The 10,836-nt window shown below is 63.6% G+C and carries 13 protein-coding genes and 1 pseudogene; 8 read left to right on the top strand and 6 right to left on the bottom strand.

The window, feature by feature from the left end; genetic code table 11:
- The 4 genes and pseudogenes from V7E26_RS26615 to V7E26_RS26600 all read left to right on the top strand — a co-directional run.
- Positions 1 to 101, top strand: a pseudogene (locus V7E26_RS26615) (chemotaxis protein CheW); the annotation flags it as partial.
- Positions 102 to 159: 58 nt separating this feature from the next.
- Positions 160 to 525 (top strand): response regulator, encoded by a 366-nt coding sequence (locus V7E26_RS26610; RefSeq protein ID WP_324422095.1) that lies wholly within the window; start codon positions 160 to 162, stop codon positions 523 to 525.
- Between the two features lie 84 nt (positions 526 to 609).
- A complete protein-coding gene (locus V7E26_RS26605) occupies positions 610 to 1,779 on the top strand; it encodes a protein-glutamate methylesterase/protein-glutamine glutaminase (protein WP_324422094.1) in 1,170 nt (389 codons plus the stop codon).
- A complete protein-coding gene (locus tag V7E26_RS26600) occupies positions 1,776 to 2,654 on the top strand; it encodes a CheR family methyltransferase (RefSeq protein WP_324422092.1) in 879 nt (292 codons plus the stop codon). Before V7E26_RS26605 ends, V7E26_RS26600 begins: the two co-directional genes overlap by 4 nt.
- A gap of 21 nt (positions 2,655 to 2,675) precedes the next feature.
- Here V7E26_RS26600 and V7E26_RS26595 read toward each other — a convergent pair whose 3' ends face one another.
- The 5 genes from V7E26_RS26595 to V7E26_RS26575 all read right to left on the bottom strand — a co-directional run bounded on the left by V7E26_RS26595 (position 2,676) and on the right by V7E26_RS26575 (position 5,722).
- The gene (locus V7E26_RS26595; RefSeq protein ID WP_324422090.1) at positions 2,676 to 3,833 is read right to left on the bottom strand and encodes a glutathionylspermidine synthase family protein; all 1,158 of its coding nucleotides are present in this window, start codon (positions 3,831 to 3,833) and stop codon (positions 2,676 to 2,678) included.
- A gap of 5 nt (positions 3,834 to 3,838) precedes the next feature.
- Positions 3,839 to 4,243 carry a hypothetical protein gene (locus tag V7E26_RS26590; protein ID WP_324422088.1) on the bottom strand — a complete coding sequence of 135 codons (405 nt, stop codon included), beginning with the start codon at positions 4,241 to 4,243 and terminating at the stop codon, positions 3,839 to 3,841.
- A gap of 1 nt (position 4,244) precedes the next feature.
- A complete protein-coding gene (locus V7E26_RS26585; RefSeq protein WP_324422086.1) occupies positions 4,245 to 4,649 on the bottom strand; it encodes a DUF350 domain-containing protein in 405 nt (134 codons plus the stop codon).
- 140 nt (positions 4,650 to 4,789) lie between these two features.
- On the bottom strand, positions 4,790 to 5,374 hold the full coding sequence (locus V7E26_RS26580) for a DUF4126 domain-containing protein (RefSeq protein WP_324422084.1): 585 nt from the start codon (positions 5,372 to 5,374) through the stop codon (positions 4,790 to 4,792).
- 90 nt (positions 5,375 to 5,464) lie between these two features.
- Positions 5,465 to 5,722, bottom strand: a complete 258-nt coding sequence (locus V7E26_RS26575; RefSeq protein WP_324422082.1) for a GlsB/YeaQ/YmgE family stress response membrane protein — start codon at positions 5,720 to 5,722, stop codon at positions 5,465 to 5,467.
- A 172-nt stretch (positions 5,723 to 5,894) separates the two neighbouring features.
- Here V7E26_RS26575 and V7E26_RS26570 point away from each other — a divergent pair, with 172 nt between their 5' ends.
- Positions 5,895 to 7,025: a DUF937 domain-containing protein gene (locus V7E26_RS26570; RefSeq protein ID WP_324422080.1), complete on the top strand. Its 1,131-nt coding sequence runs from the start codon at positions 5,895 to 5,897 to the stop codon at positions 7,023 to 7,025.
- A 113-nt stretch (positions 7,026 to 7,138) separates the two neighbouring features.
- On the opposite strand, the gene ctrA is transcribed toward V7E26_RS26570, so the two are convergent.
- Positions 7,139 to 7,840 carry a response regulator transcription factor CtrA gene (gene ctrA / locus V7E26_RS26565; RefSeq protein WP_016848562.1) on the bottom strand — a complete coding sequence of 234 codons (702 nt, stop codon included), beginning with the start codon at positions 7,838 to 7,840 and terminating at the stop codon, positions 7,139 to 7,141.
- 367 nt (positions 7,841 to 8,207) lie between these two features.
- Between ctrA and fliI the strand changes: the two genes are divergently transcribed.
- From fliI to V7E26_RS26550, 3 genes are all read left to right on the top strand, one after another.
- Positions 8,208 to 9,533 carry a flagellar protein export ATPase FliI gene (fliI, locus tag V7E26_RS26560; RefSeq protein WP_324422020.1) on the top strand — a complete coding sequence of 442 codons (1,326 nt, stop codon included), beginning with the start codon at positions 8,208 to 8,210 and terminating at the stop codon, positions 9,531 to 9,533.
- Between the two features lie 109 nt (positions 9,534 to 9,642).
- Positions 9,643 to 10,059, top strand: coding sequence for a flagellar export protein FliJ (gene fliJ / locus V7E26_RS26555; protein WP_324422018.1), 417 nt, complete (start codon positions 9,643 to 9,645; stop codon positions 10,057 to 10,059).
- 172 nt (positions 10,060 to 10,231) lie between these two features.
- The gene (locus V7E26_RS26550; RefSeq protein ID WP_324422016.1) at positions 10,232 to 10,777 is read left to right on the top strand and encodes a sigma-70 family RNA polymerase sigma factor; all 546 of its coding nucleotides are present in this window, start codon (positions 10,232 to 10,234) and stop codon (positions 10,775 to 10,777) included.
- Positions 10,778 to 10,836 lie beyond the last annotated feature (59 nt).

Raw genomic sequence — 10,836 nt, 5'->3', positions numbered from 1 at the left:
CCAAGCTCGCCGGCGGCGTGCACCGCCTCGACGGCCAGTTGATGGTCGTTCTCGACGTCGATCGCGTTCTCGAACTCGTGCCTGACCTGATGGCGGCATGAAAATCCAGCCTGGAATGGAAACATCCCTCTTGGGAATTGGCATGATTGGAGACCTAAAATGAAAACCTGTCTCGTGGTCGATGACTCCAGCGTCATCCGCAAAGTCGCACGGCGAATCCTCGAAGGTCTCGATTTCCAGATCGCCGAGGCCGAGGACGGCGAGAAGGCGCTCGAAGCCTGCAAGCGCGCGATGCCCGATGCGGTCCTGCTCGACTGGAACATGCCCGTGATGGACGGCTACGAGTTCCTCGGCAATCTGCGCCGCCTGCCCGGTGGCGACGCGCCCAAGGTCGTGTTCTGCACCACCGAAAACGACGTCGCGCACATCGCGCGCGCGCTGCATGCCGGTGCGAACGAATACATCATGAAGCCGTTCGACAAGGACATCGTCACCGCGAAGTTCCAGGAAGTCGGCCTGCTCTGATCTCGCGTTGCGCGATCCCGGCGGCTCGACGGCCATCGGCGTTGTTTGTGTAAGTGTGCCGCTTGAGTTGGGTCGGGTGAAGGTATGAGTGTTGCGTTAACGAGGTCTCCCCCGCCAGTCTCGGCACGGCAGGACAAGCTGCGTGTCATGGTGGTCGACGACTCCGTCGTGATCCGCGGGATGATCTCGCGCTGGATCGGCGCCGAGCCGGATATGGAGGTCTCGGCCTCCTTGCGTACCGGTCTCGACGCCGTCAACCAGCTCGAACGCATCAAGCCCGACGTTGCCGTGCTCGATATCGAAATGCCGGAGCTCGACGGCATTTCGGCGTTGCCGAAGCTGCTGGCGAAGAAGCGCGATCTCGTCATCATCATGGCGTCGACGCTGACCCGCCGCAATGCGGAGATCAGCTTCAAGGCGTTGTCGCTCGGCGCGGCCGACTACATTCCGAAGCCGGAGAGCACGCGCGAGGCGACCGCCGCCGAGACGTTCCATCACGACCTGATCCAGAAGATCCGGCACCTCGGCGCGAGGGCGCGCCGCCGCGCGTCGCCTGCCGCCAGTCCTTCGCCGGCGCCGGTCCTCGACCGGGTACGCGAGGTCTCGCCGCAGCCGGCTGCAGCCCCGGTCGCGCAACTGTCCCTGGCGCGCAGGCCTTTCAGCGTGCTGGCGCCGCGCGTGCTGCTGATCGGTTCGTCGACCGGCGGTCCGCAGGCCCTGATGGCATTGGTCGCCGACATCGGTCCGGTGATCGATCGCTTTCCGGTGCTCATCACCCAGCACATGCCGCCGACCTTCACCACGATTCTGGCCGAGCATCTGGCCCGCGCCAGCCGCCGTCCCGCGCATGAGGCTGTTGACGGCGAGATGATCAAGCCGGGGCGGATCTATCTTGCGCCGGGCGGCCGCCACATGCGCGTGGTGCGCCACGGCGCCGACGCCGTGATCGCGCTCGACGACGGGCCGCCGGTGAATTTCTGCAAGCCCGCGGTCGACCCGCTGTTCAACTCCGCCATCGAGATCTGGCAGGGCGGCATCATGTCGGTGATCCTGACCGGCATGGGCTCCGACGGCATGCGCGGCGGCAAGGACATCGTCGCCGCCGGCGGCAGCGTGATTGCCCAGGACGAGGCCACCAGCGTGGTCTGGGGCATGCCGGGCGCGGCCGCCAATGCCGGTATCTGCGCGGCGGTGCTGCCGCTCAATCAGATCGCGCCCAAACTGGTTCGGTTGTTTTCGGGAGATCGTTCGTGACGCCGTCAGACTATGAGTATCTGCGTAAGTTTCTGAAAGAGCGCTCCGGGCTCGATCTCTCCGCCGACAAGCAATATCTGGTGGAAAGCCGGCTGTTGCCGCTGGCGCGCAAGTCCAGCCTGCCGGGCATTTCCGAACTCGTCGCCAGGATGAGGGGCGGCGCCGAGGCGCTGACGTCGGAAGTGGTCGAAGCGATGACCACCAACGAGACGTTCTTCTTCCGCGACAAGATTCCGTTCGATCACCTGCGCGAGGCGGTGCTCCCGGCCATGCTGCAGGCGCGCGCCGCGCGGCGCTCGTTGCGCATCTGGTGCGCGGCGTCCTCCACCGGGCAGGAGCCGTATTCGATCGCGATGTGCCTGAAGGAAGCCGGCTCCCTGCTGGCGGGCTGGCGCACCGAGATCGTCGCGACCGACCTGTCGCAGGCCGTGCTGGAGAAATCGAAAGCCGGAATCTTCAGCCAGTTCGAGGTGCAGCGCGGACTGCCGATTCAATTGCTGGTGAAGTATTTCACCCAGAATGGCGAACTCTGGCAGATCAATGCCGAACTCCGCGGCATGGTGCAGCACCGTCAGCTCAACCTGCTGCAGGATTTCTCCCATCTCGGCACCTTCGACATCATCTTCTGCCGCAACGTGCTGATCTATTTCGACCAGAACACCAAGGCCAACATCTTCGAGCGGATGTCCCGCATGATGGAGCCCGACGGCGTGCTGGCGCTGGGTGCGGCGGAAACCGTGGTCGGCATCACCAACACGTTCAAGCCCTATCCGGAGCGGCGCGGATTGTATCGTCCGAACGTCGCGCCGGTGATCCGGGTCGGCGCATCGACCATGGTGCCGCAAACGTTGCGGGCGGTTGCTTCGGCGCTGTAAGAGGCCGCTCCGGCCAGCCGGTTATACGATCGCGTGCGGCATGAAGCGCGAGGTGTTGCCGGTGATCGGATTCTCGTCCTCGCGGATCGACAGGCCGCAGGGCGTGCCGTCGACCAGCCAGCTGCCGAGCACCGTGTATTGATCGGTAAAGCTCGGCAGCGGCGCAAAGGCCTGCCGGACGAATCCTTCCGCGCCATAGGGCCCTTCCTGCTCCGCGAGCGTGGTGCCGCCGCTGACGAGCGCGACATTGGCGCCCTCGCGCGAATAGAGCGGCTTGCGCACGAACGATGAGCCGAGCATCGACGCCTTTGGATCGTCCTCGAAATAGGCCGGCAGCAGATTGGGGTGTTTCGGAAACATCTCCCACAGCAGCGGAAGGATGGCCTTGTTCGACAGGATCGCCTTCCATGGCGGCTCGATCCAGCGGGTCGGCGCGGTCGAAAGTCTTGCGCCGAACGTGTCGTGGAACATCCACTCCCAGGGATAGAGCTTGAAGGCGAGATCGATGGCGCGATCGTCGAGATCGACGAAACAGCCGTCGCTGTCGAGCCCGATATCCCTGATGTCGAGCGACGTGGTCTTCAATCCGGCCTGGCGCGCGGTGTCCTCCAGATAGGCCAGCGTGCCGCTATCTTCGGGACTATCCATCATCGCGGCAAGGTGAAGGTGCTTCGCGCCGCCATGCCGCTTCCATGCCTCGATCAGGCGATCGTGGATCGAATTGAACTGGTCGGCGCGTTTCGGAATGACGGCGCGATCCATCGCCTGTTCGAGCCACGTCCATTGAAAGACCGCCGCTTCGAACAGCGAGGTCGGCGTATCGGCGTTGTACTCCAGCAGCTTCGCCGGACTCCTGCCGTCGTAGCTCAGGTCGAGCCGGCCGTAGAGGCTGGAATCCTTGCGCCGCCAGCTCTCTGAAATCAGCGGCCAGAAGGCTTCGGGAATTTTCAGCCGGCGCAGATATTTTTCGTCCTTGACCGCGCGCTCGACCAGTTCAAGGCACATCGCATCGATCTCGGCGGTGGGCGTCTCGATCTGCCCTTCGATTTCCTGCAGCGTGAACGCATAATAGGCCCGCTCGTCCCAGTAACGTTCGCCGTCGATGGTGTGGAAGGTGAAGCCGACGCCTTCCGCGGTGGCCCGCCAGTCGTCGCGTTCGGGGCAGGCGATGCGCTGCATGAAACTCAACCGCCCGAAAAGCCGACGGCATGCCCGAACGAGCCGAAGCCGCCGCGCTGCGCCGAGTGCGATCCGGAGTCCGAGGAGGAATGGCTCGATGAGGAGGAGGAGTCGCTGCTGTAGTAGCTGCTGCGCGACGATCCGCCGCCCGAGCCGCCACGGCTCGAGGACGAACTGCGTGACGAGCATTCGGCCGGGTTTTGCGCCGGCGATCCGGCGTAGGTGTTCGACGGCTGCTCGCAACTGCGGCTCGGCATCAGCGTGTAGGCGGCGCTGCCGACGGCAAACGTGCCCATCAACAGCAGCGCCACATGGCCCGAACGCTTGGAAGGCGGGCCGGCAGGGCGCGGCGATGCCGGCACCGACACCGGCTTGCGCTTGCCGAAGTCCTGGACTGGTTTGTCGTCCATGTCAGTAAACCATGCAGGCGGCGTTGAGCGCGCCGGCCGCCAGCGAGGACAGGCCGAGCCAGATCGCGGCGGCAAGCTCGCCGGAGGCGATCCGTTCCGACAGCTTCGGCACCGGAACCCTGACGAGGTAATAGACGATGATCTGCACGATCAGCGCGATTGCCGCCCAGATCAGGCAGTCCCAGACATTGGCGGAATGGGTGATGGCGCTGACCAGCGGCAGCACGAAGCCGAGCAGGCTGAGCCCCAGTGCGACCGCCGCCGCCGGTTCGTTGGCGCGGATCAGCTCGAATTCGTTATGCGGGGTGACGCGGGTATAGACGAAGAGATAGGCCACCACGGCAACGATGGCCGTGCAGAAATAGACCAGAAAAGCCGGCAACCCGGCAAGCGACTGCAGGATCATTGAATTCGCCCCAACTCGTACCACCCGGAGGGTGGCACGATCTGTCAGTCGGTGCATAGGACGGGGCGGTTCAATCCCAAACAAAAATCCCGCAAATTGAGGCGTGGGTCCGACCGAGTGGGGTGAGCATTGGGTTCTGCCTATTGTCCGCCTGGCTGACGCGTTTTCGAAGTCAAGCGGCGAAGCAAGCGGAATGCCAGCCAGAAGAACAGGATGACCAATGCGAGCGCGGCGAGCGGCGCAGTCAGTGCCAGAAGCGAGATCAGTGACGCGCTGCCGAGCTCGGCGGTTGCCACCGCTGAATTCCCAAGGCCGCCGGTGAAGACGGTGGATTTTGCCCTGAGCATGGCGGTCAGGCCTTGTGTGATGCCGGCCACGCCGCCTCCCGCGATAATAGCCGTCGTCCATTTCACCATCGGCGGCAGGTCGGTCATGACCGCGGCTGATGCGATCGTTCCCGCGACCACGGCGCCGGGTGTCGCTACCGTGTCGAGCAGGTTGTCCACGCCTGGAATGTAGAACGCGGCAACCTCCACGATCGCTGCCGTGCCGAGCATGATGAGGGCGGCAGGTGTGCCGAGCCATGCGAAACCCTCGTTCAGGCTTGCATGCCCGGTGTAAGCCGCCGCGCTGAGAATCAGCAGCGGAAGAAACAACCGAAAGCCGGTCGCGGCGGCGAGCCCGATGCCAAGCGCAACGGACAAGACGAGATCGGTGTGCGACATGTGCGCAGGCTCCATCAGCTCACGCGTGAAACATCAGCACCAGGGGTGCTGATGTTTCCGATCCGCCAGCGTCTGCCGTGAACTGTTCGTTCAGGTCGTTCGCCGGCTCGTGACGAGACCGTACACGAACAGGACGATGATCGCCCCGACAACCGCACCGATGAGCCCTGCGCCGTCGCCCGGGCCGTACCAGCCGAGGGCGCGTCCGAGATACGACGCAACGAATGCGCCCACGATCCCGAGGATCGTCGTCATGATGAAGCCTGATGGCTCGTTATCACCGGGCATGATGAACTTGGCGACGACACCGGCGATGAAGCCGATGATGATGGTCCAGATGATACCCATTCACGTACCTTCCTGTGTTGAAGCGCGACAGTTTCGCCGGGGGTGCAATTTTACTGCTTGGCGGAACCCTGAACGGAAAGGTTGTAACATAAGGTGATTGAACTTCGGAGATGCAATCCGAGCCGGAGGGACTAACCTCAACAGGCAACTGCATCTTGCTCGGAGGATCTCCATGGCGAATTTAGTTTCTGCAGTGATGCAATTTCTCACGCCGGACATGATTGCGAAGATTGCTTCTGTCCTGGGCCTTGATCGCAACGTCGCTCAGAAAGCAATGACGGGTGCCATTCCTGCGCTGCTTGCCAGCCTGGCTGACGTGGCCTCCACTCCCAACGGTGCTCGCCAGCTCACCAATACGCTTACGCAGCAATCCACTTCGATCGAGAGTCTCAAGAATCTCGTCGGCGGTTCCGGCCAGAACCTGCTGCAGGAAAGCGGGGCGAACATGCTTTCGGACCTGTTCGGTGGCGGGACGCTGGCCACGATGGCGCAGACGATCGGCAAGTTCGCGGGGATCGGAGAGGGCACTGCCAAGTCGATGCTTGGCATGCTTGGTCCCGTCGTCCTTGGCACGCTGGGTCAACAGCAGCGCAGCGCCGGTCTCGACGGAAGCGGACTGGCGTCCCTGCTCACCTCGCAGAAGGATCAGATTGCCGCGGCGATACCGTCCGGTCTCGCCGAACAGCTAAGTGCCGCCGGCCTCATCGACGGCGCGACTGCGGGCGTGCGCAGCGGCGCGGCGGCGGCCGGCGAGGCTTCGGCGCGGACCGTTTATCAGGCCGGTCGGGCGGCCTCGGCGGCGGCCCGCTCGCCCATGGCAATGCAATGGCCGTATTGGCTGGTCGCTGCGGTGGTCCTGGGCGGTCTTGCCTGGTACGCCCTTGGCCCCTCAAGGCAGGAGACAGTCGCTCAGGTGCCGGCTCCTGCCACGACACGGACCGCGGCCGGAACCGTGGGCGCGGCTCCGACGGATCTGACGGTCGGAGGGGTGAATCTCGCCAACCAGATCAATGCCTCGGTTGGTTCGATCAGGGCCGCGCTTCCCGGGATCACGGATGCCGCGTCGGCCCAGGCCGCGCTGCCCAAACTGAAGGAGGCGATCGCTCAATTGAACGAGGTCAGTTCCCGCGCGGCGCAACTGCCGCCGGAAGGCAAGAGCGTCCTGGTAAAGCTGATCATTGCCGCTACCCCGGCCATCAACCAGATGTGTGACAAGGTGCTCGCGACGCCCGGTGCTGGCAACGTTGCGAAGCCGGCGATTGATGAGCTTCGGGGCAAACTCGACGTGCTTGCGCGTACCTGACTATCCGATTGCACCGCCGAGGCGGCCTGCCTGCCGAAAACAAAAACCCCGCCATTTGCGGCGGGGTTCAGTCGGGAGGAGGGAGCCGTCAGGCTCGCCGTGAAACCCTGGTGTCAGGCGGGGATGCGCTCGTCCGCCTCATGCGGCTCGCGCAGCACGTAGCCGCGGCCCCACACGGTTTCGATGAAGTTGCGGCCTTCGGAGGCGTTGGCCAGCTTCTTGCGCAGCTTGCAGATGAAGACGTCGATGATCTTCAGCTCGGGCTCGTCCATGCCGCCATAGAGGTGGTTGAGGAACATTTCCTTGGTGAGGGTGGTTCCCTTGCGGAGCGAGAGCAGCTCCAGCATCTGGTATTCCTTGCCGGTCAGGTGCACGCGCTGGCCGCCGACCTCGACCGTCTTGGTGTCGAGATTGACCACGAGGTCGCCGGTCTGGATGACCGACTGGGCGTGACCCTTGGAACGGCGCACGATCGCGTGGATGCGGGCGACCAGTTCGTCCTTGTGGAAGGGCTTGGTCATGTAGTCGTCGGCGCCGACGCCGAGACCCTTGACCTTGTCCTCGATGCCGGCGAGGCCGGAAAGGATCAGGATCGGAGTCTTGATCTTGGAAACCCTGAGCTGCTTGAGCACGTCGTAGCCGGACATGTCGGGCAGATTGAGGTCGAGAAGAATAATGTCGTAGTCGTATAGCTTACCCAGATCGACGCCTTCTTCCCCGAGGTCCGTCGTATAGACGTTGAAACTCTCGGATTTGAGCATCAATTCGATCGACTGCGCGACGGCGCTGTCATCTTCTATCAGCAAAACGCGCATGCCAGTCCCCTTTAGTCCGCCGCTCCGGGCGTCAGGTCGGCCGCACCTGCGGCACTCTCAAAACGCCTTTAACAACTGATTCGGATCCTGACAGACACATGGTTAACAAAGTCTGATTCCGGTTCGCAAGCTCTTTAAGTGCAATTTTTATCGAATCGCGCTAAGATGTTGCTTGGAAGCAGCTTTTCTCCACGGTGCCTACTCAGGTTCCAGATTAAGAGACGGGCCTAACCGACTCCCGCGCTAGCCCTTCTTCTGACGGGCAAGCGCGCTCAGTCACCAAAGACAGTGACGCAATGATTAATGATGCGGGTAAACACCAGGTTAAGCGTCGCGGGTTAAACGTTGAAAACTTAAGGTTTTCGCAATGAAGGCTCTCGCAGAGCAGATCGGCGATATCGACGGCGTCAATATCTATGGCCGTGTCGTGGGCGTGCGCGGCCTGATGGTCGAGATCGCCGGGCCCATTCATGCGATGTCGGTCGGCGCGCGCATCGTGATCGATACCGGCGGCAACCGCTTGATCCCGGCCGAGGTCATCGGCTTCTCCGGCAGCAATGCCGTCGTCATGCCGTTCGGCGGGCTCGACGGCGTCAGGCGCGGCTGCCGTGCGGTCATCGCCACGGCCGCCAGCCAGGTGCGGCCGTCGCCGGCCTGGCTCGGCCGCGTCGTCAATGCGATGGGGGAACCGATCGACGGCAAGGGGCCGCTGGTGCAGGGGCCGTCGCCGATGCCCTATCGGAACGCGCCGCCGCCGGCGCATTCGCGCAAGCGCGTCGGTGCGCCGCTCGATCTCGGCGTGCGCGCGCTCAACACCTTCCTGACCTGCTGCCGCGGCCAGCGGCTCGGCATCTTCGCCGGTTCCGGCGTCGGCAAGTCGGTGCTGCTGTCGATGCTGGCGCGCAATGTCGATGCCGACATCACCGTCATCGGGCTGATCGGCGAACGCGGCCGCGAGGTGCAGGAGTTCCTGCAGGAGGATCTCGGCGACGAGGGCCTGGCGCGCTCGGTCGTGGTGGTCGCGACATCGGACGAGCCGGCGCTGATGCGGCGGCAGGCGGCGTATCTGACGCTGGCGATCGCGGAATATTTCCGCGACGAGGACCGCGACGTGCTGTGCCTGATGGACTCGGTCACGCGCTTTGCGATGGCGCAGCGCGAGATCGGGCTGTCGGCCGGCGAGCCGCCGACCGCGAAAGGCTATACGCCCACCGTGTTCACGGAACTGCCGAAACTGCTGGAGCGGGCAGGGCCGGGCACCGGCACGGGAACCATCACCGGCATCTTCACCGTGCTGGTCGATGGCGATGATCATAATGAGCCGATCGCGGACGCGGTCCGCGGCATCCTGGACGGCCATATCGTGATGCAGCGTTCGATCGCCGAGCGTGGGCGGTTTCCCGCCATCAACATTCTCAAATCGGTCTCGCGCACCATGCCGCGATCGGCCGATCCCGCCTATCTGCCGGTAATCACGCGGGCGCGTCAGGTGATGGCAACCTACGCCGACATGGAAGAACTGATCCGGCTGGGCGCCTATCGCGCCGGCTCCAGTCCGGAGGTCGATGAAGCCGTCAAGCTGCACGAGCCGCTCGAAGCCTTCCTGCGCCAGGCCAAGGATGAAAAATCGAGCCTTGGCGAGGGCTACGCCCTCTTGGGGCATATCCTCGGCAATTTGGAAACGGAACGCTAACTTTGTCAGGCCATCATCCCCGGCACATGATTAACGACGCCGGTGGGGCCCCCCGGGGGAGCCGGCTCCGTCCCGCGTTCAGATTGGGACTTCTGGGGAGTATGAGTCGATGAAGTCACGCGAAACGCTGATCCGCCTGAAGAAATTTCAGGTCGACGAGAAGCGCCGAAGGGTTACCCAGATCGAAGGCATGATCGCCGACTTCCAGCGCATGTCGGTCGATCTCGAGCGCGAAATCCAGACCGAACAGGAGCGGGCCGGGATCAACGATCCCTCCCACTTCGCCTATCCGACCTACGCCAAGGCCGCGATCCAGCGCCGCGAAAACCTGACCCGTTCCGCCGACGAACTGCGCATCCAGCTCGAGGACGCCAAGGGCCTGCTCAGCGAAGCGTTCGAGGAGTTGAAGAAGGTCGAACTGCTCGACGAGCGCGACCAGGCGCGCGAGCGCGCCGAGGAGAACGCGAGGGAGCAGGCCGACATGGATTCGATCGGCCTGATGCGCGCCCGCCTCGGCGTCGCCTGATCCCGCATTTATCGGTTCACATCGAAGCCCGGACCCGCAAGGTCCGGGTTTTTCGTTGCCAACGACCCTGAATCGGGCGACTTGGTGCCTCCTTTGCCGCAGGGTATGGTACGAAACTTCTCGACAGCTCCAGCGTAAGACGCCGGTAAGGGATGGTTTTGGGGGACACTGAATGCTGACGCCAGCGGAGCTGGTCTGGCTGATTGCCGCGGTGGCGAAAGGAGATGAGGCCGCTTTTGAGCGCCTTTACGCCGCCACGCGCGCGAAACTATTCGGTGTCGTGCTCCGTATCTTGCGGCGTCAGGACCTCGCGGAGGAGGTCATTCAGGAGGCCTACGTCAAGATCTGGAACAGCGCCGGCCAGTTCAACCCGGCTTTGTCTTCACCGATTACGTGGATGGCGTCGATCGCGCGCAACCGGGCGATCGACGTGGTGCGCAAGAAGCGCGAAAGCTCGATCGAGGAGGAGCCGACCGCTATGGAAGTGGCGGCCGATTCACCCGATCCGCTGGCGCGGCGCGAGATGACGGAAGAGTTGAAGCGGTTGCTGGAATGCGTCGGCCGCCTGGAGCCGGACCGGCAGAAGCTCGTGCTGCTCGCCTATTACAACGGCTGGAGCCGCGAACAGCTCGCCGCCAAATTCGAGGCGCCCGTGAACACGGTGAAGACATGGCTGCGCCGCAGCATGATGGATATAAGGGAGTGTCTCGGGCTCTAGAGGCCCGGATCTTGAACGATGGCCTATAGCGAAGACCATATCGCGCTCGCCGCGGAATA

The organism is Bradyrhizobium sp. (assembly GCF_036735945.1).
Lineage (GTDB): Bacteria > Pseudomonadota > Alphaproteobacteria > Rhizobiales > Xanthobacteraceae > Bradyrhizobium.
This window is presented reverse-complemented; position numbering and strand designations above follow the sequence as displayed.

Excerpts from the sequence above, each read along its gene's own strand:
- V7E26_RS26550 (WP_324422016.1), top strand. The coding sequence starts at position 10,232 with ATGCTGACGCCAGCGGAGCTGGTCTGGCTGATTGCCGCGGTGGCGAAA.
- V7E26_RS26580 (WP_324422084.1), bottom strand. The coding sequence starts at position 5,374 with ATGTCGCACACCGATCTCGTCTTGTCCGTTGCGCTTGGCATCGGGCTC.
- V7E26_RS26605 (WP_324422094.1), top strand. The coding sequence starts at position 610 with ATGAGTGTTGCGTTAACGAGGTCTCCCCCGCCAGTCTCGGCACGGCAG.
- fliI (WP_324422020.1), top strand. The coding sequence starts at position 8,208 with ATGAAGGCTCTCGCAGAGCAGATCGGCGATATCGACGGCGTCAATATC.
- V7E26_RS26585 (WP_324422086.1), bottom strand. The coding sequence starts at position 4,649 with ATGATCCTGCAGTCGCTTGCCGGGTTGCCGGCTTTTCTGGTCTATTTC.
- ctrA (WP_016848562.1), bottom strand. The coding sequence starts at position 7,840 with ATGCGCGTTTTGCTGATAGAAGATGACAGCGCCGTCGCGCAGTCGATC.
- fliJ (WP_324422018.1), top strand. The coding sequence starts at position 9,643 with ATGAAGTCACGCGAAACGCTGATCCGCCTGAAGAAATTTCAGGTCGAC.
- V7E26_RS26590 (WP_324422088.1), bottom strand. The coding sequence starts at position 4,243 with ATGGACGACAAACCAGTCCAGGACTTCGGCAAGCGCAAGCCGGTGTCG.
- V7E26_RS26595 (WP_324422090.1), bottom strand. The coding sequence starts at position 3,833 with ATGCAGCGCATCGCCTGCCCCGAACGCGACGACTGGCGGGCCACCGCG.
- V7E26_RS26570 (WP_324422080.1), top strand. The coding sequence starts at position 5,895 with ATGGCGAATTTAGTTTCTGCAGTGATGCAATTTCTCACGCCGGACATG.
- V7E26_RS26610 (WP_324422095.1), top strand. The coding sequence starts at position 160 with ATGAAAACCTGTCTCGTGGTCGATGACTCCAGCGTCATCCGCAAAGTC.
- V7E26_RS26575 (WP_324422082.1), bottom strand. The coding sequence starts at position 5,722 with ATGGGTATCATCTGGACCATCATCATCGGCTTCATCGCCGGTGTCGTC.